Annotated in this window: 23 protein-coding genes and 1 other RNA gene; 3 read left to right on the top strand and 21 right to left on the bottom strand. The window is 36.4% G+C overall.

The features are described 5' to 3' along the window. Positions 1-230: 230 nt before the first annotated feature. The 3 genes from LZ480_RS20105 to LZ480_RS13605 all read right to left on the bottom strand — a co-directional run bounded on the left by LZ480_RS20105 (position 231) and on the right by LZ480_RS13605 (position 3,701). Positions 231-317 (bottom strand): SNF2-related protein, encoded by an 87-nt coding sequence (locus tag LZ480_RS20105; RefSeq protein ID WP_408641625.1) that lies wholly within the window; start codon positions 315-317, stop codon positions 231-233. Positions 318-566: 249 nt separating this feature from the next. After that, positions 567-1,919 carry an ApeA N-terminal domain 1-containing protein gene (locus LZ480_RS13610; RefSeq protein WP_241370061.1) on the bottom strand — a complete coding sequence of 451 codons (1,353 nt, stop codon included), beginning with the start codon at positions 1,917-1,919 and terminating at the stop codon, positions 567-569. Between the two features lie 1,101 nt (positions 1,920-3,020). Then, positions 3,021-3,701 (bottom strand): hypothetical protein, encoded by a 681-nt coding sequence (locus LZ480_RS13605; RefSeq protein ID WP_241370059.1) that lies wholly within the window; start codon positions 3,699-3,701, stop codon positions 3,021-3,023. 14 nt (positions 3,702-3,715) lie between these two features. Between LZ480_RS13605 and LZ480_RS13600 the strand changes: the two genes are divergently transcribed. Continuing rightward, positions 3,716-4,207 carry a hypothetical protein gene (locus LZ480_RS13600; protein WP_241370057.1) on the top strand — a complete coding sequence of 164 codons (492 nt, stop codon included), beginning with the start codon at positions 3,716-3,718 and terminating at the stop codon, positions 4,205-4,207. A gap of 401 nt (positions 4,208-4,608) precedes the next feature. Here the strand turns inward: LZ480_RS13600 and LZ480_RS13595 are convergent, their stop codons facing one another. From LZ480_RS13595 to LZ480_RS13550, 10 genes are all read right to left on the bottom strand, one after another. Then, positions 4,609-4,776: a hypothetical protein gene (locus tag LZ480_RS13595; protein ID WP_162487603.1), complete on the bottom strand. Its 168-nt coding sequence runs from the start codon at positions 4,774-4,776 to the stop codon at positions 4,609-4,611. Between the two features lie 270 nt (positions 4,777-5,046). Beyond that, positions 5,047-6,252, bottom strand: a complete 1,206-nt coding sequence (locus tag LZ480_RS13590) for a restriction endonuclease subunit S (protein ID WP_241370056.1) — start codon at positions 6,250-6,252, stop codon at positions 5,047-5,049. A 10-nt stretch (positions 6,253-6,262) separates the two neighbouring features. Then, positions 6,263-7,840 carry a type I restriction-modification system subunit M gene (locus LZ480_RS13585; RefSeq protein ID WP_241370054.1) on the bottom strand — a complete coding sequence of 526 codons (1,578 nt, stop codon included), beginning with the start codon at positions 7,838-7,840 and terminating at the stop codon, positions 6,263-6,265. Between the two features lie 56 nt (positions 7,841-7,896). Beyond that, positions 7,897-8,736, bottom strand: coding sequence for a hypothetical protein (locus LZ480_RS13580; RefSeq protein WP_241370052.1), 840 nt, complete (start codon positions 8,734-8,736; stop codon positions 7,897-7,899). A 12-nt stretch (positions 8,737-8,748) separates the two neighbouring features. Continuing rightward, on the bottom strand, positions 8,749-11,844 hold the full coding sequence (locus LZ480_RS13575; RefSeq protein WP_241370051.1) for a type I restriction endonuclease subunit R: 3,096 nt from the start codon (positions 11,842-11,844) through the stop codon (positions 8,749-8,751). 1,121 nt (positions 11,845-12,965) lie between these two features. After that, positions 12,966-13,256 carry a hypothetical protein gene (locus LZ480_RS13570; RefSeq protein WP_241370049.1) on the bottom strand — a complete coding sequence of 97 codons (291 nt, stop codon included), beginning with the start codon at positions 13,254-13,256 and terminating at the stop codon, positions 12,966-12,968. 221 nt (positions 13,257-13,477) lie between these two features. Further along, complete coding sequence (locus LZ480_RS13565; protein WP_241370047.1) at positions 13,478-14,695, bottom strand: hypothetical protein; 1,218 nt, start codon at positions 14,693-14,695, stop codon at positions 13,478-13,480. A 159-nt stretch (positions 14,696-14,854) separates the two neighbouring features. Next, the gene (locus tag LZ480_RS13560; RefSeq protein WP_241370046.1) at positions 14,855-15,037 is read right to left on the bottom strand and encodes a hypothetical protein; all 183 of its coding nucleotides are present in this window, start codon (positions 15,035-15,037) and stop codon (positions 14,855-14,857) included. A 194-nt stretch (positions 15,038-15,231) separates the two neighbouring features. Next, a complete protein-coding gene (locus LZ480_RS13555; RefSeq protein ID WP_241370044.1) occupies positions 15,232-15,492 on the bottom strand; it encodes a helix-turn-helix domain-containing protein in 261 nt (86 codons plus the stop codon). Positions 15,493-15,507: 15 nt separating this feature from the next. Then, the gene (locus LZ480_RS13550) at positions 15,508-15,762 is read right to left on the bottom strand and encodes a hypothetical protein (RefSeq protein WP_241370042.1); all 255 of its coding nucleotides are present in this window, start codon (positions 15,760-15,762) and stop codon (positions 15,508-15,510) included. Between the two features lie 114 nt (positions 15,763-15,876). Between LZ480_RS13550 and LZ480_RS13545 the strand changes: the two genes are divergently transcribed. Both LZ480_RS13545 and LZ480_RS13540 read left to right on the top strand, forming a co-directional pair. Further along, entirely contained in the window at positions 15,877-16,098 is a 222-nt protein-coding gene (locus LZ480_RS13545) for a helix-turn-helix domain-containing protein (RefSeq protein WP_241370040.1), read from the top strand. Between the two features lie 51 nt (positions 16,099-16,149). Beyond that, positions 16,150-16,812: a hypothetical protein gene (locus LZ480_RS13540; protein ID WP_241370039.1), complete on the top strand. Its 663-nt coding sequence runs from the start codon at positions 16,150-16,152 to the stop codon at positions 16,810-16,812. Positions 16,813-16,897: 85 nt separating this feature from the next. Here LZ480_RS13540 and LZ480_RS13535 read toward each other — a convergent pair whose 3' ends face one another. The 8 genes from LZ480_RS13535 to LZ480_RS13500 form a co-directional block, all read right to left on the bottom strand. Then, a complete protein-coding gene (locus LZ480_RS13535; protein ID WP_241370037.1) occupies positions 16,898-17,446 on the bottom strand; it encodes a hypothetical protein in 549 nt (182 codons plus the stop codon). A gap of 85 nt (positions 17,447-17,531) precedes the next feature. Beyond that, positions 17,532-18,224 (bottom strand): hypothetical protein, encoded by a 693-nt coding sequence (locus LZ480_RS13530; RefSeq protein ID WP_241370036.1) that lies wholly within the window; start codon positions 18,222-18,224, stop codon positions 17,532-17,534. A gap of 605 nt (positions 18,225-18,829) precedes the next feature. Next, entirely contained in the window at positions 18,830-19,432 is a 603-nt protein-coding gene (locus LZ480_RS13525) for a tyrosine-type recombinase/integrase (protein WP_332844044.1), read from the bottom strand. A gap of 30 nt (positions 19,433-19,462) precedes the next feature. Continuing rightward, positions 19,463-19,804, bottom strand: coding sequence for a hypothetical protein (locus LZ480_RS13520; protein WP_241370034.1), 342 nt, complete (start codon positions 19,802-19,804; stop codon positions 19,463-19,465). A 120-nt stretch (positions 19,805-19,924) separates the two neighbouring features. Further along, positions 19,925-20,280, bottom strand: a transfer-messenger RNA (tmRNA) gene (gene ssrA, locus LZ480_RS13515). 416 nt (positions 20,281-20,696) lie between these two features. Beyond that, a complete protein-coding gene (smpB, locus tag LZ480_RS13510; RefSeq protein ID WP_241370032.1) occupies positions 20,697-21,161 on the bottom strand; it encodes an SsrA-binding protein SmpB in 465 nt (154 codons plus the stop codon). Between the two features lie 60 nt (positions 21,162-21,221). After that, the gene (rnr, locus tag LZ480_RS13505) at positions 21,222-23,636 is read right to left on the bottom strand and encodes a ribonuclease R (protein WP_241370030.1); all 2,415 of its coding nucleotides are present in this window, start codon (positions 23,634-23,636) and stop codon (positions 21,222-21,224) included. A gap of 40 nt (positions 23,637-23,676) precedes the next feature. Then, on the bottom strand, positions 23,677-24,423 hold the full coding sequence (locus LZ480_RS13500) for an alpha/beta hydrolase (RefSeq protein WP_241370029.1): 747 nt from the start codon (positions 24,421-24,423) through the stop codon (positions 23,677-23,679). Positions 24,424-24,562 lie beyond the last annotated feature (139 nt).

Here is a 24,562-nt window from a genome sequence, read left to right as displayed (position 1 = left end):
TGACCATCGGAAATTGTTCTTACAAAGGATTTAATAAGGTTTGCTATAAAACGCTTACTATCAAACTGCTACTCGATTTTTACTAGCTACTTTTTATACGTAAAAAGCTGTATATCTAGCGCGTGCTTTGTATTTTCAAGATGTTCCTTTTCGGAATAAACAAGCTGCATTTTGCTCTTTAATTTAGCCAGCGTTGATTCTAAATTTAACTGCTGCTCAGCACTATGCAATTACTTTTGCATGAATGTAATGACCTGAATAGTTTTCCCAAGTCCCATATCATCTGCAAGTAACCCACTAAAACCTTTTTCATACAAACTACATCACCAATTATACCCCTCTTGTAAATCGCTTTATGCACCCTTATGAGAAGAAATTTTTCATTTCAAAAGGAATTGAAGTTAACGAGGATATGTTCGCTTTATCAGAACTACTTCAGTGGATATGGAGAAGTAGAATTCGTGTTGGGTTGCCGATAAATTTATATATACCAAGTAAGAGAATGCGTAATTTATTAAAACAATTTTTAAAGTAAGAAAAACGCTTTCTGGTTTTAAAGTGGAAATCTAACCCTTTATTTTCAAATTTTCTCTGACTTTTAATATATACCAGTTCAAAGCAGTATTTTCTTTTAAACGCTTCGTAATTATTGCTTCATCAATTCCCATTTCTCTTATTATCAAGAAGTTTAACAGCCCTTTTAACATCATAATAGTATTAAATAAATCATGAGTATCCTCAATTATATTTTTCTTACTGCCCTTCTCATAATGAGTGAGAAAATTTCTTGTATCAACTAATTGTGCTATGAATTTTTCACATTCGTCATTTTCTCCAATTAAAAACAATTTCGAAGCTTCACCTAGACTTTCTAAGAGTTCTTTTAATCTAGTTCTTAAGTTAATCTTTTTTCCATTACTTTCACTTTTAATTCTATGATAAATTTCTAAAGCTTGAACATAGCTTAAAAAACTCGAATTAACATACATCGGTTTATAAAATTCCTCTGAATACAACTCAAGGACAACTTTATAGTTCTTTCTAAAGCTAAACCAATTGTTTAAAATAACATCAATATTATCTTCAATGTCATCAAATTTTATTAACGATTTCTCAGGTTTGAAATTTTCTTCAATATTCATTTTTCTCAGAGTACGAAAGTGCATGTATCGATGCCTAATTTTACTTTCATTCTCGTTCCATGTTGTATCAAAATCTCCGTAATATATTATTGAAGTATCATACACAGGTTTGTTAATCAATGTTGTTAAAAGAATCCTGACAGAATTAATTATTTGTCTATACCATTCTATATTTTGATTTTTATTAGGAGTAATTCTTAGGCAAGTTTCATTTTTCCAGTTAATAGTTTGTGGACTTGTAGTTATCTTCGGGTTATCAACTTCCTCGATTAAAAAATCTAACCCTTGAATATTTACTTTGAAATTCTCAGCATCTTCCCACTCTATACTTTTTAAGTAATTCCCTCCATTTGATCTTTCAAAACTTTTCTTATAATGATTTCTATTAATCCATTCTGCTAGATATGTCGGAAAAATAACCATAGAATTTAAAGTAATATCATTCTTTTTCTCGAAATGCCCTCCTACAATAAATTCATTCACATAAAAAGTTTGAGTAGTAAATCCTGGTGCACTAAAAGGCGATTCTATTAATTGTACATTGAATAAGCTAAACTTTTCCCCTTTGTCAGAAAAACCAAATATGGTGTCATGTTTTATTCCAAATGGCAAAAAAAAGTCATCTTCATCAATACAACCGATTAATTCCAATGTAATTCTTTCATGTGTATAAAATAAAATCCCTGATACTTCCTCTTTAGAATTAGGAAACCTCCAATAACCTTTAATTTGAAACTCATCATTTATTCTGTGTTTCATAGCTTCTGCACCTGACATTTAAATACCACCTTAAAATTTAAATTTATATCTCTAGTGATTCAGTTATATTTATTTTACTAGATTATTAACCATAATTTGTAAAATGTTTTCCAATAACTATTAAAAAACTTGTAGTTTTCACGGCTTGGCCATCTGTAAGATTATCTTTTTTAATTTATCTATTATTTTGGTCACCCAAATAAAGTCATACAAAAAAAGCATAGATTAAACAAAAAACCTTTAAACTAGGAAACACTTTTTATACATGAAGCCCGAGTTGAGGACAACAGCTTGGTGCAAAAATGACTGCCTACATTTCAGAAACTAAATTAATAGAATCTGAAACATAGACAGCCATTACAATATGTATTTCATGAATCCGTCATTTGAGGTATCCGTATATGTATGCCCTTGTTAAATGTGATTCTTTCAAATCAATACATATAGTTTCTACTTCTGCCCCCGAAACGTCTAGTAATCCGTCTACATGCCTTCTGCGTATATCGTAAATGCTTATTCTACAGTTATGAGAAACTCAACAACAATTACAATGTATTATGTATTCTGCATGACCTTAATCATTCAGACCTTCCACTCCTAACACCATTCAGATACCCAAACCAACAAGGAAGCTTGTAGTGGTATCCTAGACTTATTTAATGCGTCGGCTAAGTTATAACTTTCCAGTTTTGTTTTGATTCGAGTTAGTGGGCAACCTCGAAAGAGTTTTACCTAATTCGTTTGAGTCGGTTCTGAAATTTTAGTAATATTTAATGCTTTACCTTTAACTATAAAAGAAAAAGAACCTCTCCTTGAGCGTAAATCCAATTCAATTAATTGAAGTATTTACCTCAAATTTTTTTCTTCAAGTTCTTAGAATAAAATTGATAGAATGTTTTTTCTGTTAAGTGGTATATTTTTTATAAAAATTCTATATCACTTTTGCCATGAATTTGGTGCCTTGTTTGATATCTCTTCACTCAATTTTCTCAAATTATTAATTAAAACTTGAGAGTCCAAATAAGTTCACTCTTCTTTAGCAACCTTCAAAAATTTAACAAAATCTATTCAACACATAAAACTATTAAGTTTTTATTCACAATTCTTAAATTTTTCACCCTACTTACAACTACATTTTCTAGTTGCTATTGCTTTCCATTTTCCAGATGAGGATTTAAATAATAACCTTTTTCTCAAATGTATAGAATTTCTACAAAATGTACAAAATTTATCGCCCTTTACATTTAATAATGAAGGACCAGGTCTACTCTTTGATTTACAATCACTTCTAACCCACCTTACAACAATATCTTTACCAGTCTCCTTCTGAAATCTATCATAAACATTTTTATTAGCTTCTGAGCCATGGTGAGGAGTAGTTATAATCATTTCCTCTTCCCAATTAATAGATTGATTAAATGAGTAGTCTGAATCTGCTGAAAACAAAACACTAGGCATATTATCATCTGATGGAGAGATAAATACTAAACTTTCTTTATTTGCTGCAGTTAAGGTTAGATAATCCAGAGCAGTCGGTTTATAACTAGGAATTGTTAAAATTTCCTTACTATTTACTGGCTCAAGTATACCTTTAATTCCACCTGTTCTTTCCAAAATACTATATTCAAACCACCTAATTTTCACACCTTTATTATAAGCTGCTATTGCTATCTTTCTTATTCTATTTGCATGTGTAATAGCATCTATTATTAGTTGAACTTTATTCTCATTAATAAACCAAGGAGTAAACAAACTAATATATGCTGTTCGACTATGTTCCTTATGCTGAATATCACTCATATTGGAAAATGTTTGTGGTTGGTGAAATAGAGATGCCTAAATTTCCTAATAGTCAATTAAGTATTTTTTCTCATTTTTATAATCTTAAAGAAGATGATATATTTGAAGAATATGAATCCATACAAAAAAACGCAATTGAATTTCTTTACTATAAATGCGGAAAACAAATTCATAGTTTGTTTGTAGATTTCATAATGCAAGAAGGGGAATCTCTGAAGAAACTAGATAAGAAATTAAATAATTTTGTCTCACGTTTAACTAGATTTCTTCTGAAATTTATTCCGAACGAGGATTCATTGGGATTAAGGGCTCGCAATATAATTATTTCAGATTATAAGAAATTTGGGACTTTGATAGCTAAAGAAATGAAAGGTGAGCCATGGACATTAGATGAACATACGTTAAAATTGTTGGTAGAATATTCCTTGACATACATTACAGAATTAAAAAGAGTGCAAACGATAGAGCTTGAGGTGATTAACAAATACAATTTTAGCGGAAAATAAAAAGGTGATGATGTAGATTGAAATAATTCTACACCACCACCAATGCAATTTTGTTCCTTTAGAATGAGAGTCAAATTTTTTGATGCTTAACGGCTATTTTAGATTTATTAAATCTTTCCACCTACTCCCTTAAACTTATCTACAAAGGCAGAGATTTTCTGAAAAACACTTTGCTGATAATAAACCTCCCTACCGCGAAGCGGTTTAAATTAATTAAGTTATTACAATCACTAAGTAATAGTGACACTATATGAGATATTAATTTGTTAATTGTGGATTAACTAGAATAGGATAACCAGCCGAATTTTTAAATGTGGCTCCGGAATGCTATTTCCTGATAAGCGACACACAGCCTCCACATGTATGGAGTGCTTAATATTGACGTAATTACAGGGGGCGAATTACACCCCCGCAGACAACGGGTTACCAAAATTATTGTAGATAACAATTCCACCATCCAACTCAATGTCGATACGTTCAATCAAACGCTGCAGCAATTCTTGGAGGGCTTCCTCGTCATCGATTTGCAACTCTGTAAAGCGCCTGACTTCTTCCTTGATTTTCTGCACGATACGTTCATTGGCTTCACCCTAACTCAGAATCGCCTCCAAGATGGCCGCTCTTGCCTTCATAGCATGTTGTTCATCCCTTAAAGCGGTATTGCTCATCTGAAACGTATCATCATCGATCAGCTTACGAGTCATAGCGCGAACCAATTTCTAACTGCTCTTATTGAAGCTGCTGTGTTTTGCTGTGTTTTCCTGCAGGAAGCATATTTGCACATCATTCAAGAGTTAGATATTCAAGATAACGATAAAATCGACGGCATGTATCCGCGCTTATATAAACATCCTTTGCAAATACGCCGCCTTAAGCTGCCTTAGCTGCTCGAGCTTGATAGCTTGGGCGGTTATTTGCTCGTCGATGATACTGAAGAAATCACTAATCGCAGCTTGCTCATTGCTGCAAGGTACTGTTACGTATATTTCTTTCAACAGGGGAAACTTTAAGTTCCATGTATCTGAAGTCAATCCTTGTGAGAATGATTGAAATATTTCAATCATTCTAGTCAGTTTGAACATATACGATATAAACAACGAATCAACTCCCTCGTTGGGAATAATAACCGTATACGCGGGGCTTAAAATACCGGCGTAATTCGAGATACCACTTGCACCTTGCCACATTCGCATGGAGTTATACGCAATATCTCCTACCTCTACTTTTTTATAATTGGACTTATCTTCGCTCGAATTATCTTTACGTTCTAATTCGCTTGCCTTTATTACGCCAGAATTTATTGTAACAGAAATCAATTCGCCTTCGGAACTTCGTTCATTACGCTCTTTAAATAATTCTCCCAGCTTCTGCTCCTGCCACTCCCCGCTAAACCCCGCGAACCGCACTCGTGGCTCTCTCTGCCCAGCCTGTGGAAACATCTGTTGCAAATAACCTTTTTTCAATTCACGCAGCCCGTCCAGCTTACGCTTATGCAGAGTGAAAGTGTCGTCGAAGGTGCGGAAAAAATTGCCGATCGCGATTTGTTCTTTTGAACAAGGCATAAGGAAATTATATTGATTTAATTCTTCTCGATTTATTTTTGGCATACCTGTCCGTTGCGAAACGGAAACAGAGTAATCATAAAAGTCTTTGTTTTGCAAGATTCTATATAAGAAACTCTGTTCCAAGCCATTTTTCGAGTTAAGAACATACGCATCGGCACTGGCTAATCCTTCAAAATCTATCAATACATACTTTGCCAGATTCGGCCTGATTTTCCCATAAATAATATCACCGCTACGAAAGTGAAATTTACTACTTATTAAGTTTTCTTCTCTTACCAACCTTACATTGCTTAAAATCCCTGTAAAAGACTCGATATTTCCCGGCCCAATATGAGGTAGTTCGTCATAATACCCCGTCTTTGGATCAACCATGTTTGTAGAAATGTCCACTGTATCTAACCACGTCCGCTTCTCCCAGGCGTTAGTGAAGTTATTAAATCGGATTTCGGGTACTAAATTCTGATTGTTTTCTGTCATCATCGTCACCACCTCATACAAAAATCCGCTTTGTAGCTTCGATTAGCTCTTTCGTTTCGTTAGTCACAGCAAGCTCATCAAGCAAGGCTAAGAAGTCCGTTTCTTTTTGTTTTATTTGCAAATTTAAGTCCGACATTTCACGTCCAAGTGCTACAATGTCGATTTGCTCTTCTTCCTCGAAGGTATCTACATAGCGAGTAATGTTGAGATTGTAGTCATTCGCCACTATCTCATCAAAATTTGCTAAATGTGCGTAGTTCACAATGTTTTCACGCTTTTTATAAGTATCAACAATTTTCATAATATCTTGCTGACGTAAGGTGTTTTGATTCTTCTGTTTTTCATATTCGTTAGAAGCATTAATGAAAAGAACATCACGATTTGCACGATTTTTCTTCAAGATAAGCACAACCGTGGGTATGCCTGTTCCATAGAAAATGTTAGCGGGTAAGCCAATTACAGCTTCGATTGCGCCCATTTCAAGAAGTACCTTGCGAATGATACCCTCGGCAGCACCACGGAACAGAACACCATGCGGCAGTACAATTCCCATCGTACCACTGTCTTTCAGGTGGTAATAGCCATGTAGCAAGAACGCAAAGTCGGCTTTAGATTTTGGTGCGAGTTTTCCATAGCGTTCAAAACGTGGGTCATTTAAAAACTTATCGGAAGCGCTCCAATTCGCAGAGTATGGAGGATTCATAACAACAGCGTTAAAAAGGAAAGGCTCGTCTGTCGGCCAGTCTGCATCTAAAGTATCGCCATTATTGAGCCGCATTTGCTCACGGTCAACGTTGTGTAGAATCAGGTTCATTCGAGCAAGGTTGTAAGTGGTGGTGTTTAGCTCCTGTCCGTGAAAATACACCTTTTCGGGATTGCTTAGAAACTGGCGAATATTCAACATCAGCGAACCCGAACCCATAGCGGGGTCGTAAATATGGAATGGTGCTAGTTCCTCTTGCCCGATACTAACAATCTCTGAAATGATTTTTGAAACAGCTTGCGGGGTATAGAACTCTCCGGCTTTCTTGCCTGCTCCTGCGGCAAATTGGGCGATAAGGTATTCATAAGCATCGCCAATAACGTCACCTTCATACCCAAACAGGTCTATCTCATCTAAAGTTTTTATAACTTCCATAATGGTTGTGCTTTTTTGCTGTGCGTGTGATCCGAGCTTCGTAGAGTTTAAGTCAACATCATCGAACAAGCTGTTAAAACTTTCACCTTGACGAGAAAGTTCTATAAAGGCAGTCTGCAAGTCATCTATTTGAAATTCATATTTTGATGCATTATTTCGGAGCATGAAAAACAGATATTGCGGCTCTATGAAATATCCGAGTTTGCGGCGCATGGTGTTCTTTAGCTCTTCGGCATCATCGTTATACCAATCCGTAAGCTCGGAAAATTGTATATCACGGGATGGGTATTCTTCGGGCTTTCCGTTTGCTTCTTCGTACACGGCGCGTAGCTCCAAATCGGAAAGATACTTATAGAAAACAAGACCGAGCAAATAATTTTTGTATTCGCTCGCATCCATTTTCCCTCTAAGAATATCGGCACTTGCCCATAGTTGTTGCTCTAAACGGCTCATATATTTACTTCCTTCCTGTAGACAGATTATTTAAAAGCTGATTATTGGCACAAGCACTAATTTATACTTGGATTATTGGTAGACCAGTTAAATTTCTGTACCGCGATTTTTAACTCTTCTTTCTTGTTTACATTATCTAATATGCTGGTGACTAATGTGTACAATGCTCCAAAGTATTCAAGTGCATCTTCCTCACTTCCATCGCCATGTATTATTTCGCTGAGTTGGCTGAAGAGCTTATATCCATTTGCCGAGAAAGACTCTGGGATAATCGAGTGCTCCTTATCCACCTCTTGCAGTATCTCATAAAAAGAGCGTCTCTTCCCATTCACCTTATTAAGGAGAATGTTATTGGCATTTGCAATACTATAGGTTATGGATTCGTATACCTTTCTTAGATATATAACTGCGCCGGATCCAAGCTCGTCCCTGTATGCTCGTCTTGCTTTTTCTAGCCATTCACTAAATTCGCCATATTTCTCAGATTGTAATCTTACACAGTCGGTTAATTTTTCTCTAAAATGCAATATGCGAACTTTGGGTGATTGATAACGAATGTCATCTTCGGCTTCGACTAAAAACCAAGTATGGACAACTGAACCACAATTGCATTGCAAAATGCAATCAATGCTAATTACTTGTTTATTTACAACAATTCCTCGAAGCCCTTGCTCTTTATCAGAGTTAAAAGTGCGTAAGTCTTCACATTCTGTACAGTAGTAATTCAAAGATACTTGTCCAGCATCTAAAATGACATGTTGCCCAATTAGCAGGGGGGTATCATCCTCATTCTCATCGCTATATTCATAGTCTTCCCTTTCTTCTGGAAACCAGAACGTGTCAACTTGTTGATAATCCTCCGCTGGCGGTTTTCTCAATAATTTACTCAAATCCATATCATCCCCACCTTAACACTCATCTCTTAGCGGTAGTAATTCTTCATCTAAAACAGTTTTCCAATACTGCTCTATAACGAGAAGACGCTTTCTATATTTTTCGTTAAATTTAGCTTCAAAATCTTCTTTGCTTAACCCTGATGCTTCGCTTATTACATTGATAAAAGGCACAACCCCGCTACTTGGGCGATATTCGTTAAAGCTAGTCTGCAGGTTAGCAACAGGTACTTTCAATATTTCAGCAGTATTCTGTAGTATATTATCAATCTCATCAGCGAAATAAGCCGTCCAATCCTTTGTTGATCGATTGTTGTCAATGACATTTAAGATGGCATTATATATTGCCTGAACGGATGCGGGTTTTGTATTAATCTCTTGCATGATTTTTTCACGCAAATCATCTTTATCTGTTTTGTCTGTAGACTTCTGATATTTGCTCAGAAGCTGATTTATGTAGAAGCTATCAATGCGTTCCTCATGCACAGCCCTTTGTTCGCTCGTAAATTCAATGTCTTGGAGCAAGTTATCCATCTCGTTCCCAGTATGATCCTCTAACTCGGCTCGAATTTCAGCTTTCAGATTTTCACAATGTCCTTTTTCTTCGGGGATAACTTTCACAATATGTTCAAGTTCAGCAAAATCTTCTTGATAATTCTCATAGCTTTTCATGGCTCTTTGGATTTTTTCAAGTCTTTGATAAGCTCTTACTTGTGCAATCTTGTTTCTGATATTATTTGGGTCGTCTTCCAAATTGCCTTTTGCTTGTTGAAGTTCCTCATGTGCCAATATAAATGCGGCTTTCACTTCAGCATATTCTTGTGGAACTAAGGCTTCCCAATTTTGCTGTTGGTTCGTAAATAGTCGAATGGCATCCTCCACATTTTTTCGCATAGTAGCAGGTTTTCGGAACGATACCACGATGCCATGCTCTTTGCCAGGTGCAATACGATTTGTGCGTGAAAATGCCTGTAGCAGCTTTTGATATTTCAGTTCGCGGTCAACATACAAAGTCTGTATCGTAGGCGCGTCAAATCCTGTCAGCAGACGGTCAACGACAATAACCATATCAAGCCATTTTCCGTCCTTTTGATATTGAGCGTCTTTTCGTGCTAAACGGCTATTAATATTTTTGTTAAACTGATCGATATCTGTGTAATTCGTACTAAAAACAGTGTTGTATTCCTGCATAATGGCATTGACTTCTGCTTGCGCTTCGTTCATCACACCTTGATTTTCGCTAGTGGAATAAGTGATTGTCACTCTCGGAAATTCAGGATCACGAAGCGTGTGGCGTTCATCTAACTCTCGCCCATTTAACAAAATTCCACTACTTCTCATTTCTTGTAACTTGTGATAAATACACTTAGCTTGAGCGATAGAGTGTGTTGTTAAAACAGCACTCATAGTCGGATATCCGTTTATCACCTTGAAACGCTCTATCACGGATTGGCGCTTGAATATTTTTTTAAGCATCGCTTCAATATAATCATCACGCTCAAATAACTCTCTGTCTTGCAGTTCCTCTTTTTCAATTTCTGTCATGTCGGCAAGTTTTTTGATAGGATCAAGCTTCGGGTATTTTTCTTTTACCGTTCTATACAAAAATTCTGCTTTACTATCCTCATCTAATAGGCAATGGTACTCCACTTGGAAGTTCAAAACGGAGTTATCGTCCATAGCATTTTTCGTTGTGTAGGCATGTAGTAAGTTTCCATACTGTTGTTGTGTTGTTCTTGCGAATGTTCCGTTTTCTTGTTTTTGGTTTTCCTCAAAAATTGGCGTGCCAGTTAAGCCGAACCATGTTGAATTAGGCAGGAGCTTTTTAATTTCTTTCATCTGCTCATCGCTGACTGCACGATGGCACTCATCCACTACAAAAACAATATGTTCGCTTTTCAGCTTCTCGAATTTATTGTTTTCCGTTTCTTTAGCACCTCTGACAGCCGCACTCAATTTTTGAATGGTTGTGACGATAATGGTGTTGTTATTTTTATTGCTTAATAGGCTATTGCTAAGTTGACGTTGATTATCAACGCCGACAATAAGCGCATTATCTTTAACATTGCCCGATGCCAACCCTGTGTGGAACTCAGATGCAAATTTACTAAACTCATCTTTGGTTTGGCTGTCTAAATCTGTTCTATCAACAACCATAACGGTGCGGTCTACGCCGGTGGATATCTGTGCTAAAAGTTTGGTTGCCACAAAACTTGTTATTGTTTTCCCAGAGCCGGTGGCGTGCCAAACAAAACCTCCCTCATGCTTCGCCGCTTGACCGATAATCTTTTGAATAGCGTGGACTTGGTACGGTCTTAGAACCATTAAAAACTTTTGGCTTTTCTGATCGTCCACCAAAATAGTGAATTTGCTAATCAATTCGTGGGCAGAAGGGATACGCAAAACCTGCCTTGTGAAATCGTAAAGATTTTCGACAGGCTCATTATCCGACGTTCTCCAGTTGAACAGGAATTTCTTTGCCGCTTCAAAGGCTTTAGAAGTGTTGGCTCCAGGACGTGCAAAGTATTTTGTAGATACTTTGTTACTAACTACGAAAATTTGAGTGGTCGCAAAAATACCATCAAAAAATCCAGCTTCTGCATACCGTTGTATCTGCTCGAACGCTTGCATATAACCATCTTTGGCAGATTCAGCTTTTAATTCAACATGAATAATCGGCAAGCCATTTATCAATAGGGTTACATCGCCACGCATATCAGTATTTGTATCTGGCTTAATTTGGTTTACAACTTCATAGCTTGAAATGCCGCCAGCAATATCCTTATTACTGAATAGAACAACCGACACCCTGCCACGTTTCACATCTTCTCGCTCAACATGAATGGCGGCAACACCATTTTCGCCTCGTAGCCATTGAGAAGCGTTAAAAGGAGTAGCTGTCAGTCTCATAAATTCAACTTTTAACTGTTCGAACTCTTTGTCTGTAAGCGGCACACCGTCCAGTCGCGCCAAGTTAATACGATTGATATGTCTGCGCAAATTATCCCACAGAGCAGCTTCGGTCTTTATATCATCACGATATGTCCATTGGTTTTCCCGTTGAGTTAAGATTTCAATGAAACTCTTTTCTGTTTGGGCTTCGTGGTTCATTTGCTTAATCCTCCGTAATTAAGATTTTTCCTGAATTCTTCACCGGCAACAAGATTATCGAATAAGGAATAATAGTGTTATGCTCTATCGCTACCCCCTCATGTTTTGTAAATTTAGGAACATTATCCACAATTAGGGGGGGTTGACTTGTGATATCTCAAAACTTTTAATATGCGGTAAACCAAGTTCCCTGACTTTTCATCTTGAAAACCGTTTTATTCACCATCCTTTGAAAACGGTTGACAAGGAAACCCCCACTTTTATTTTTCTTATATCCCCATGTGGCTCGATATCAATGTTTCGAGAGTGCGAAAACGCATGTATGTCCTAGGCTACTTAAGGCTAGATGAAAGCCACCAAGCCTAGCAAACAAATCTATTAATCTCATATTGTAATTCCCCCGTATCTAAGAAACTCGTTTCTGACCAAATATATTGGGAGTAATTAAATTAAGACATAAGATCTCTATAATACGACTAGTGTACTACAATGAGAGCTCGATGTGGATATTTTGTTATGTAAAATGCAAATATATAGGATTTGAAGCCGAGAAAAAAGAGGTAGTGCACCTTGCACTGCACCTTCAATAGTTAGATAATGTCTATCTTTAAGGGATCACTTCAATAGCAGGTGGTTTTATGTTTCGTGCGTTTCACGCACTCAACCGGCTAAAGCCTAAATAAAAACTCCCACCGACAATTATTCGGTGAGAGTTTTTGGCGACAATCTTGGAGACAATTCAAATGAATTTTGTGCTCCTAAAGTCATTTGAGTTTTACCAATATGGCGTAATATCAACGTTTTGGGATGAGTAAGGTGTCGCTAGGTTATTCCCACTCAATCGTTGCTGGTGCTTACTCGTAATGTCATACATTGCGCTCACCAACCATTGATATACAAGGGCTTTACAACGTTTTTATTTTGAATAATGCACATGTCGTTTCGTTTTAAATGTTAATTTTCAGTCGTGCACCGGGAACACTTTTTAATAGTATAGACAATACCAATTTATCGGAAATGCCCCGCCTACCCTTTCTAACAACAAAGCAAGATGAACAAACTAAACTGTTCACCTTGCTTAATAGCCAATTCTATTTGGACTATTTATTAATGATAATTAACTAAAATAATATTTCTTCTCCAAATTTACTAATCAATACTTTTATATTTTTAGCCTCTTCTTCATTTATTAATTTGGCATCTAACTTCGCAATAACTTGACCATTTAAAACATCAATCAAACCTCTTGGTGAATAATTTTTAACAGTACCATTGTAATTATCTGGATAGCCGTTCAATTCAAATGAAATTTTTCTTAACAAAACCCATTCATTTTCAGATAATTTGGTTTCTCCTTCTTCATAATCTGAAAGAGTATAAACCTTATTTTTTATATTCTTTTTTAAAACCACAATAATTCCTCCTTTATTTCTTATATTAATAGAAATCCATATATCACAAATTCTCATTATTATGACTTTTGTATAGATACAATATGATGAAATTATTAACCAATAAAAGAATGATTTTATTTCAGATACTCTCAAGAATAGCATGTGGCAAGTCTTCTCAAGCTGTACAAGAAATTTGGTAGCAGCTATAGTAAGAATTAAAGGTAAATATTTGAACTAAACTATATACCGTTTGTCTCATAAAAATAATTATATCTTTCATTTAAAGAATCCATAATTGATTTTTGTGGATTCTTTAAATTAAAATTAAATTTATTTTCTTCACTTTCTTTTAATCCTTCTGGGAGTGTAAGTTTAACTAAATAATCCTTTCTGATATCATCGAAAATAGAGAAATTCACATCTTGTAAAAATGCTTTCTCAGTAACAAAGAAATATTCTAATATATATTTCTGTTTTTCTTCATCCATTTTGTTCCATACTTCAGGTTGAATAAACCAATGATCTGTACCATGCATCATAAAACTTTCAATAAAATTTAAAATTAAAATAGGATGTTGAATTATATAATCGAAATGATTATCTAATATTTCTTTATCAACATTATCCCCTGCAAATATAAGAACTGTTGATGATTCAAATGGAATTACATTTAATATCGATTTAATTTCTCGATGATTATTTTCTTCGTCTATAATATTTGCGTATCCTAATCCACTTAATGCTATAGGAATTTTCATGTCCGTATGTATTACATTCATAAAGACATTCTCGTCATTCTCTTCATTTTTTATTGATTCCAAAAACTTATCGTGTATTTTAGATAAAAATTCTAACTTCTCTGTAATTTTCACTTTTGACATATTGGCAAAATTCAATGGAATGTCATTATACTCAATCTTCACCTTTTCTACTTTTTTCCCAATTTTACTTTCCATTCCTAACTTATATTGTCTATTTCTTTCATTTTTATATTTTACAATAGCTTTTTTTATCTTTTCTAACTCGAGATTGTTTATCACAATTTCTCTACATATACTTCTATAGGCTTGTAATTTAGCCTGTTCAATGGAGTCAATATCTTTTTTTTGCTCAAACTCAGCAAATATCTTTTCATGTTCTTTACAAAAACCTGGAAAGACAGAAGCTTCTCCTATACCTATTCTTTCCATCCTCATACTTAATTCATCTCCAGTTTCACATAAGTGTGGATATAGTAAATGAGAATCATCAGAAATAATTTTTAATGAACCTGATCTCGGTATAGTATGAGATCTTTTTATACTTTTATTTTTACAATTTGAGAATATACAAATTTTTTTACTCTTAAAAGATTTATAAAAATCGTTTCTTGTAATAAATTTTAATTCATTCAAAGTATCCAAATCTATAAGGCTACCCTCTAAGACTTTTTCATCTAACTCTTTAAAAATATCCAAATTAAACACCTACCTACCTTAATTAAAATATTTATATTTCTGACTGAGATATATCTATCCATGTCTCATGATCAAATAATAATGGATACATTACTATTTATTCTTCAATCAATAACCTTCCAAGTCACAATTTTTTCAGGAATATTTTCAAAACTGTTATTATGTAATACTACTTAAAGCATTTTCACATTCAATAACATTTCCAAAAGAGGCACTACCTCCAGATAATAACTTACCTTTCCAATTAGCAAACTCAATCACTTTGGATTTATTTTTAAGTTCTCCTTCTTTCTCAGTAAGATGAACAATTTCTAATTTGTTATTATCAAAGACTCTATACAATGAGAAAATCTCTTCTTCAAAGATTTCTTTCCATTTAGAGTCATTTTTATAATCATTGATCTAGAGACATTACCTACATGTCTAAAAAATAACATTTATTCTCCTCCATATGCTCTGACAAAAAAATATTTTCCATTATTCCACAATAATTATAATATATCTTCCAATTAAATTAGGTATAAAAACCTTTCCTACTATTTATTCTCATTAATAATCTTATAAACAGTAGCTCTACCAATCCCATATTCTTTAGCAATATCATTTGCACTTTCACCAGCTTCAAATAGCGCTCTTACCTTTTTCTTAGTCTTCTCGTCAATAGCTGGTCGCCCACCAATTCTACCACGTTTTCTCGCACTTTCTAGACCAGCTTTTGTTCTTTGTTGAATAATGTCACGCTCAAACTCTGCAAATACAGCTAACATACCAAACATGGCTTTACGATACCGTACCAAACCCCGTAAAGGATGCTACGAAACTCTGCGTTCACCTTGTTGCGCGAGCGCTATTAGTAATTCCTCGGCTGTGTATTCGAGTAGGTTTGCGAGGATGTCCGCTAGTTCTTGCGTGTAATTGACGTTAATGTCATTATCGTTGATGATTAGCGTTGCATCGCGTTCTTCTTCGCAGACAATAAGCTGGACCCCTTCCATAACGTCCGTTGTTACCATTGTTACCGAGTAAGTACCTTCGTCTAAAACTACGTGTTCAATTTTCTGATTCATCCGTAAAACCTCCCGATTAATTTTTAATTTCGGTACGCTTACGAGTACCACTTCTGTTATTATTATATGGTACGCTATTGCGTAACGTCAAGTATAATTTAGGAGGAATTTTATATGGCTAAACAAGTAGTGATTAAAATCGATTATTTAATAGAGAAATACGAAGTCAAATCGTTAAGGAAACTAGCTGAAATGTGCGATATAAGACACGCAGCACTAAGCGAACTGAATAACGGGAAGAGAAGAAACATTAACTTTGGACATATCGAAAGGATTGCTGAGACATTAGGAATTGATGATATAACGGAGATCATTGATTTTGTAGAAATAGACTAAACTGAATAATAAAAACACTAATTTAAATACTTTTATTCTGGAGGGTTTATATTGAAAGCTATAAAAACCGGAAATATTATATTTTTATCTATTTTTTTCCTAATTTTACTAATAATTACACCATTTTTAGTCAATAAATTAATGATAACTCCATCAACATATTTTGTTATGGATAAGGTGGAGTTAAATAATCATTGGGTAGGATTTTTTTCAAGCTATTTAGGAGGGATTTTTGGAGGCATAATAAGTGGGGCGTTAACCCTTGGTGGTGTGTATCTAACCATAAAAGCTCAAGAAAAAAAAGATTATATTAATACATACTCTTCAAAAATATTAAACGTCCATAAAATAAAAAAAGAACTAAACACTCTTCCTATATTGGAAAATTTCATTGAAAAAGAGAGTTTTTTAGCGTTACAAAATTTAACAAATAATATAAATAACAAATCTCCCTACATTCTTGAATATGCGGCACAAGTTGATACAAAATTTTACTTAACTGTAAGGGAACTTGTCCTTAGTATCGAAAAAATGAATACATTTTTTTTAATTATGAACGAATATGTCAAGCAACCTAAGTCAAATCCATATTTAGTAGAAGAATACGTATACAAAAACTTTACTAATTACGAAAGCATTACTAAGTCTATAAAAATTAATATTATGTTATATAAAGAAGAAGAAAATCGAATAGAAAGCAACATTCCAAAATAAGATGTTACTCCAAAAAAGAAAAAGCGCAAGCCGATTAGTTGGCTGCGCTTTTAAATTTAGCTATTTCATAAGGTAAATAATAACTCTATTCTATAGGTTTGTACATTTGATTACTGTAGTAAGGCGGAAACTTAATGGGTAATATATTAACAAAATGCCTGATTGTATCTGTTAATAATTTAGCCCCGTCAGAAACAGCAATATTAATTTGATTTTGATATACGCTTGTAAATTTGTCAGAAGAATAGTGCACTATTGCATTACGAAGTACAATAATTTCATTATAGAATTTTTTGAAAACTGAAGAATTAATTAGTTGATTATTTACATTATATAGTTGTTCTAAAATTTTGATTTTTTTGTGAATACTCCCTATTTCCTCCGGTGGCCGGCCACCATTAATTAAAAAATTCAAAATATTCGCTCCATTAGGTATAGTTGTTACATTTACTTCTAGCTTCGACTTTAATTGAGCGTTAATGAATGCTTCAAAAGATGAAGCAAAACTGACGATAGCAAAACGATAACATCTTTGTACATCACCAAAATTAGTTTCTTCTTTCGCTTTTTCATAAAAGTATAAGCCATCATTATACATTTCGTGTGCCATACTTACCGGTCTAATTTCAATCATTACACTATCCCTCCTATCTACTCATGTCGACAAACGAAAAGAGATTTCATAAATTCGTTAATTATAATAATTCACTACTAATCAATTATCGCTTTAATTTTTCCGTATAATCATTCATTACCAATTCCATTTTTATATGATAAATTACTAATTCAATTAAGTTCTTCAAATCTTGCAAATTCATATCCTCCCACTCTCTTTCATAGTGTGTTTCATCATTGCCGATCCAAAAAGCTTTTTCAGCAGCAGTAACTATTTTAGGATTATCTATACATTTTTTAATTAATTTCACTACACTTTTAGATGACCGTACTTCTTCAATATTAAATGACTGATTATCTGTATTAATAAAAATGATAAAATCTTTTATTAAAAACTCTAATGATTTTCTATAGCCTGCTCCACATATACTTAAAAATCCAATAGTTTCTGCTTCCAATGCCTCATTATATATTTTAATAAAGCTCGTTGAAATTTGTTCAACCTGTACATCTTTATAAGCGTCGAAATTATAAGGATAACTGGATACATAACCTAAAATATCTTTTTTATATCCCGTATATATTTCATAGGAAATTAAATACAAATTTTCACATTTTACATTAGAACACTCCAATACTAAAGTTAAATATGGCTGCTCATCAATATCATATGTTTTTGAACACGCGATTAATTTTGGTTCTACAATTCGGTTGCATTTAGGACAATTTTGATAATGGTCCACTCCTTCATAAATACTATACAAGTCTTGGAAATTATTTATATAATTTATAGCCATTTAAACACGCCTTTTTGTTAATATATTACATAATTTATTTGACAACCGCAACCCTCAAACTAGCAGAATGGCGCTCGCTTTAGGAACATCGGCTGAAAAGTATTTACCTTATATCACGTAACAAAAATTAATTCGTTAAGCGATATAAAGTAAATACACAATTACTAGCTTCATGTGACGTTTGAGGTTTCTCGTTGCCCTGTTCGTATCAGAATTTCTTCCGCTATAATCTCATGCAATTACTGTCCTGCATGTGCGCATGTAGCGCTCGACCATAGTTACCCTTACCGTAGTAAGCCAGTAAACCATACCGCACCGTAAGCCGTGCTCGCTATTCGTCGCTACGTTAACAGGGAAACGTGTATCTGCGATATATTCCGTAGTTTGCGTTGTGACGGACGGCACTGACCAGGTTAGATTAACGACGAATTAGTGGGCTACCTCGTCGCTACTACTAAAAAAAAGGGTGCGTTGAATAGGAGTTGCACCATCGAATTTTTTTCGATATAATGAACCCTAATAACGCTACTTGCTGCCAGGCAATTTTTAGCGTAGATATGAAGTTTTAAGAAGTCGTAGCGCTCCAACGCTGCGGCTTTTTCTGTTTACAGATAATCACGTAAAGATTCCGCAACAAACTCTTTCTCTAAATCGAGATAGACTGTCGTAGTCTCTAGCGATTTATGGCCTAGTGCTTTCGATATTAAAGCGACGTTAGCGCCTTGATTTAAAAGATTCGTAGCAAACGCTCGTCTTAAAGCGTGTGCATTGACGTTCTTTAATCCGAACTCACGCGCATACTTTGTCAATGACTTTGAAATAGCGTTGCTACTAGATTGACTGTTATTGATGCCTTGTCCGTTAGCGGATAAAAATACGTAGCTGTTACGCGTCTTATACTTACTGCGAACATGCTTGTTTTTCTCGATTAATACTTTGAGCATGTCCGCTAGTTGATCGTCGATAGGCAACTTTAACGTATCGCGATTTTTAAGGACTGCGCCATCTAAGTCGATTGTGTTCGTTCTAAAGTCGATATGACGTTCCCGTAATTCGCCGACCGTAGTTATCCGTAACCCTGTCTTGTACATTAAAAGGACGGCTACTGTATCACGGAATCCAACGAATGTACTGCGATCAATAAGCGATAATAATACCTCGACGTCACTCTCTTTTGCTGCGCCTTTTACCGTCTTATCAACTTTAATTTGAATCTTCGACCAAAAGCGGACTTCAATTCAACGGTTATCAAAGAAACGATTGAGGACGGCTTTTAACGATTTCAAGCGGACTAGCTTTGTCGCTTTTGATACGTCAATCTCGTTCAAATAGTCGTAAATCATATCAGCGTCAATATCCTCGACATACTTAACGCCAGTAACCTTGATAAATTCGTTCCATGCGAACTCATAACTTTCGATTGTCCGCGGACGATTGCCGCTTATTTGCATTTGGCGGAATACTGTTTTTAACGCATGTGCTACCGTTAGCGAATCGCGCCTATCCTCTACGCGCTTAATTTCAACGTCGAACGTCTCGTCAACGGCAAACGCTCCGTGCTTTCTTGTTCTTTTTATCAACGCAAAAAGACCCTCCAATCCGTTAAGATTAGAAGGTCGATTGTTGTCCGACTATACAGTATCAGACGCTTATGTACGCCATTTGAACGTTGATATAACGCCACAAATAACGATGGTAAATTATGGAGACGGCGGGAGTCGAACCCGCGTCCAGAAGCTCCAATACGCCGGCTTCTACGCGTGTAGTTTGTCTACTTACAGTTCGCGAGTTCTTATGCCGACAAACAGGCGTCCGAATCGCTAACCTGGAAATCTCTTACCGCTGACTCAGGTGGCACCAGCGATCGTATCCCACTAAAGTTGGGCCCGACGTACTGCACATGGGCGATGCAGAGGCCGAGCGCTCACGAGCTTACGCTGCGAAAGCTAAGTTTTGTTGTTTGCCAGTTATTATATAACTTCCGTTGATGACGAAGACGAGACCTCCGACGCGCGACCAGAGCTTGAACCACCCCTGTCGAATCCGTAACGTCCCCGAAGTATAAAACTCCGAGTGTTTCGGAAAGAGTATTAAATACTCTTAAAACGTATGCCGTATGAGTAGGCATACACTGGCTAGTAAAATAAATTATATGACAAAAATAGTGTGTGCGCAAGTAAATACACCGAAAATATGCGTTGCCAAAGTTTGGCTGTGCTACCTTTACAATGAATTTCGGTAATGGCACTGGAATATCCCCTCTCTTATCATTATGAAAAACACATTTAATGCTAAATTGAGCAATTTGAAGTCTACTTTTATGTGGATTTCCTAAGTAATTTACTTCGTTCGTGTTTTAATTATCCGCTGCAGGCGGTGCTTCTGCGGTGGTCGAAATAAAATTTCCACCATCCTCGGCGCAAAGGAGGTGTCCCAGAATCACTTCTCGGACACCTCCCTTTACAACTACTATTATTGCTGGCGTTCCTTGAAAGCACGTTCCATATCACGCTTGGCTTCTTTTTTCTTCATGTCGTTACGTTTATCGTAATCTTTCTTACCTTTTGCAAGACCGATTAATAGCTTAGCGTAGCCGTCTTTAATATAAATTTTTAACGGAACGATTGTGTAACCATCGCGTTTGACTGCGCCGATTAGCTCACTGATTTGCTTCTTATGTAACAGCAATTTGCGCTCGCGTAATGGGTCGTGGTTGAAGCGGTTCCCTTGGTCAAACGCTGAAATGTGCATATTGCGAATCCAGGCTTCCCCATCGCGAATGCTGACGTACGATTCCTTTAACTGCACATGTGCACCGCGCACCGATTTAATTTCCGTACCCGTTAGTACCATGCCCGCCTCAATTGTTTCTTCAATAAAGTAATCATGGCTCGCCTTTTTGTTTTGTGCCAAAACCTTGCCTGTGCCTTTTGCCATTTTGTATACACCTCTACTTATAGAAGGCGTGCTATAGCAATATCGCCATAGCAAACAGCCTTATTTCTTCTTACCTTTTTTCTTTTTTCCTTTTGCGATGCCCTCGTAAAATTTTGGCTTGTCGCTTGCTTTGCCATCTTTGCGGCGACCGCGTGGATCACGTTCAGATGTGTCTGTGCGTTTTTTCTCTTTTTCCGGACGTTTCTTACTTTCCCCACGCGATTTACGGTCACGCTTCTCACCAGTACGCTCCTGTTCCTTACGGCGTCCACCTTCACGACGGCCTGCATGAATCACTTTCGACGTTTGACGGCGAACTGGGCGTGCATTTGAAATCATATCAACAATTTCAAAATCAACTGAAGATTCTTCAATAACTACATTCGCCACTCGAATTTTTACTTCATCGCCAATACGGAATTGACGACCTGTACGCTCACCGATCATCATCAGATGGCGTTCTTCAAAACGATAATAATCATCCGTCATGTTCGAAATATGCACTAAGCCCTCAACTGTATTGTCCAGCTCAACGAAAATTCCAAAGTTCGTAATGGACGATACAATCCCTTCAAATTCTTCACCAATTTTATCGCTCATGAATTGCGCTTTTTTCAGTGCATCGGTATCACGCTCTGCATCAACCGCGCGACGCTCACGACTCGACGTATGCTCGGCGATATCGTCCATTACCTGACCCCATTGGAAGATCGTTTCTGAAGACGTATCTTCATTAATTAAGTATGTGCGAATGAGACGGTGCACGATTAAGTCTGGATAACGACGAATTGGCGACGTAAAATGCGTGTAAAACTCGGTCGATAAACCAAAGTGACCTAATGACTCTGCATAATATTTTGCCTGCTGCATTGAACGCAATAACATCGTTGAAATGACTGGTTCTTCTGGCAAGCCTTCAATCGAATTAATCACTTCTTGTAATGCTTTCGGGTGTACCGAGTTACCTGTACCCTTCACCATAATACCGAAATTCGTCACAAACTCGAAGAAGCGCTGTAATTTTTCAGGCTTCGGATCTTCGTGAATACGGTATAAGAACGGTACTTCCATCCAGTGGAAATGCTCGGCTACTGTTTCGTTCGCTGCTAACATGAACTCTTCGATTAAGCGTTCTGCCACTGTGCGTTCACGCAGTACGATATCAGTTGGCCAACCTACTTCATCTACAAGCACTTTTGACTCTTTAAAATCAAAGTCTATCGCTCCACGATTCATACGTTTATTACGTAGAATTTGGGCTAAATCCTTCATATCGTTAAACATCGGCACTAGGTTTTCATAGCGCTCGATTAGCTCTGGATTTTCATCGGCATGCTCTAAAATATGATACACGTCTGTATACGTCATACGTTCTGTCGTGTTAATAACACTTTGGAAAATTTCATGCTTTACGATTTGGCCTGCTTGGTCAATTACCATTTCACAAGAAAGCGTTAAACGGTCAACTTGTGGGTTTAACGAACAAATTCCATTCGATAAGCGGTGTGGAATCATTGGAATAACACGATCTGTTAAATACACGGAAGTCGCACGTTCGTAAGCTTCCAAATCTAACACCGAGCCTTGCGTCACATAATAGCTTACATCCGCGATATGCACGCCTAATTTATACGTACCGTCGTCATTTTTTATAACAGTTACCGCGTCATCTAAATCTTTGGCATCTGCACCGTCTATTGTTACAATGACTTCATTACGTAAATCTCGACGACCGATTAAATCCGCTTCCGAAATTTCATCCGGTACTTGCGTAGCAGCATCAACTACCTCTGGTGGGAACTCAGGAGGAATGTCATATTTGTAAAGTATCGATAAAATGTCCACGCCTGGGTCATTTTTATGCCCTAAAATTTTCGTAATCATTCCCGTTGCTGATTTCGTTTCATCTGGCCAATGCGTAATTTCTACAACGACTTTATGACCATCCACTGCACCTAGAGAATCCTCTTTTGCGATGAAAATGTCCATATTTAACTTTTTATCGTCTGTAACAACGAAGCCAAAACCGCGATTTGCTTGATATGTGCCTACAAATGTCGTTTTGCTTCGCTCTACAATTTTAGTAACTGTACCTTCACGGCGATCGCCTGACTGCTCTTTTAAAATGCGCACTAAAACGATGTCGCCATTTAATGCGCCGTTAATTTCGTGTGCTGGAATGAAAATATCATCCATGCCTTGTTCTTCTGGAGCAACGAAGCCAAAACCTTTCGCGTTTCCAATAAAGCGACCCCGCAGTAAATTCATACGCTCTGGTAAGCCGTAACGGTTCGAACGTGAGCGCACAATATAGCCCTGCGCTTCCATTTTTACAAGTGTTTTCACTAATTCGCGGAAATCATCCGCCTCTACTAATTCAAACGCATCTTCAATTTCAGATACGGTCATTGGTTTGTACGCATCTTCTTTCATAAACTCTAAAATGCGTTTTTGTAAATCATTTTGCTGTGCCATATATTTTCCCTCCTTTGAACAGAAAAATAGTATCCCAACATTAGACTATCCAATCTAACGAATTTAAAAACGTGAGAATTTCTTCGTGTAGCTTGTCTTTTTCTTTATCGAGTGTAATAACATGCCCTGACTCGTTATACCAGCTAATATGCTTATCGTTTGATTCTACGGAATTATAAATAATATTCGCCGAATCCGCATTAATTACCTTGTCATTCGTTGCTTGAATCACTAAAATCGGTGCATATAGCATATCGATGGACTGTCTTACATCGGAAATAAGCTTTTGGAGTGCAGGCAATGAGGCCATTCCCTGCTTTTCTATTGCTTCGATTTCTAGATTAATTTCCTGTTCACTTTTACCTTGTTGTTTTTTATATTGTTTTGCATAATCGAGTACGCCTTCAAACATGATGTCTGTCGTGCGCATTGTCATCGGCGAGCACATTGTGACAACGCCTTTAACCGGTTGTTCTAGGGCTAGCTTTAATGAAAAAACACCGCCAAGTGAAAGACCAGCAAGAGCGATTTCCTCATAGCCCGCTTCCTTTAATTCATTGTATCCGCGCAGTACATCTTGCCACCATTCATCTGGATGAGAGGCAATAAGTTCTTCTGGCGGTACACCATGTCCTTTGTAATGCGGTGCAAGTGACGTGTAACCATGCTTTTCTAAGTAGCGACCAAGCATGCGCACATCGGCACTGCTGCCTGTAAAGCCATGTAATAATAGCACCGCTCGCTTACCTGCACGGAAGAAAAACGGTGAAGACAAAGCTGTTTTCATGCTGTTTGACTCCTGTCTTTTTATAATCTACCCTTAATCAATTACACCTTAGTAAAATTGCATCTGGATTCGGCTTTGCGCTCGCTTAAAGAACTCCTTTCCGAATCCATGACATCCGCCAGAGGCTTTAACTACTTTC

Source organism: Solibacillus palustris, from assembly GCF_022549215.1.
Lineage (GTDB): Bacteria > Bacillota > Bacilli > Bacillales_A > Planococcaceae > Solibacillus > Solibacillus daqui.
Note: the sequence above shows the minus strand (reverse complement) of the source record. Positions and strands in the feature narration are given on the sequence as shown.

What these genes read in the sequence shown, in the direction of transcription:
- LZ480_RS13605 (WP_241370059.1), bottom strand. Translation starts at nt 3,701, where the DNA reads ATGAGTGATATTCAGCATAAGGAACATAGTCGAACAGCATATATTAGT.
- LZ480_RS13590 (WP_241370056.1), bottom strand. Translation starts at nt 6,252, where the DNA reads ATGATGACAGAAAACAATCAGAATTTAGTACCCGAAATCCGATTTAAT.
- LZ480_RS13610 (WP_241370061.1), bottom strand. Translation starts at nt 1,919, where the DNA reads ATGTCAGGTGCAGAAGCTATGAAACACAGAATAAATGATGAGTTTCAA.
- LZ480_RS13575 (WP_241370051.1), bottom strand. Translation starts at nt 11,844, where the DNA reads ATGAACCACGAAGCCCAAACAGAAAAGAGTTTCATTGAAATCTTAACT.
- LZ480_RS13500 (WP_241370029.1), bottom strand. Translation starts at nt 24,423, where the DNA reads ATGAAAACAGCTTTGTCTTCACCGTTTTTCTTCCGTGCAGGTAAGCGA.
- rnr (WP_241370030.1), bottom strand. Translation starts at nt 23,636, where the DNA reads ATGGCACAGCAAAATGATTTACAAAAACGCATTTTAGAGTTTATGAAA.
- LZ480_RS13545 (WP_241370040.1), top strand. Translation starts at nt 15,877, where the DNA reads ATGGCTAAACAAGTAGTGATTAAAATCGATTATTTAATAGAGAAATAC.
- LZ480_RS13535 (WP_241370037.1), bottom strand. Translation starts at nt 17,446, where the DNA reads ATGATTGAAATTAGACCGGTAAGTATGGCACACGAAATGTATAATGAT.
- LZ480_RS13550 (WP_241370042.1), bottom strand. Translation starts at nt 15,762, where the DNA reads ATGAATCAGAAAATTGAACACGTAGTTTTAGACGAAGGTACTTACTCG.
- LZ480_RS13585 (WP_241370054.1), bottom strand. Translation starts at nt 7,840, where the DNA reads ATGAGCCGTTTAGAGCAACAACTATGGGCAAGTGCCGATATTCTTAGA.
- LZ480_RS13530 (WP_241370036.1), bottom strand. Translation starts at nt 18,224, where the DNA reads ATGGCTATAAATTATATAAATAATTTCCAAGACTTGTATAGTATTTAT.
- smpB (WP_241370032.1), bottom strand. Translation starts at nt 21,161, where the DNA reads ATGGCAAAAGGCACAGGCAAGGTTTTGGCACAAAACAAAAAGGCGAGC.
- LZ480_RS13580 (WP_241370052.1), bottom strand. Translation starts at nt 8,736, where the DNA reads ATGGATTTGAGTAAATTATTGAGAAAACCGCCAGCGGAGGATTATCAA.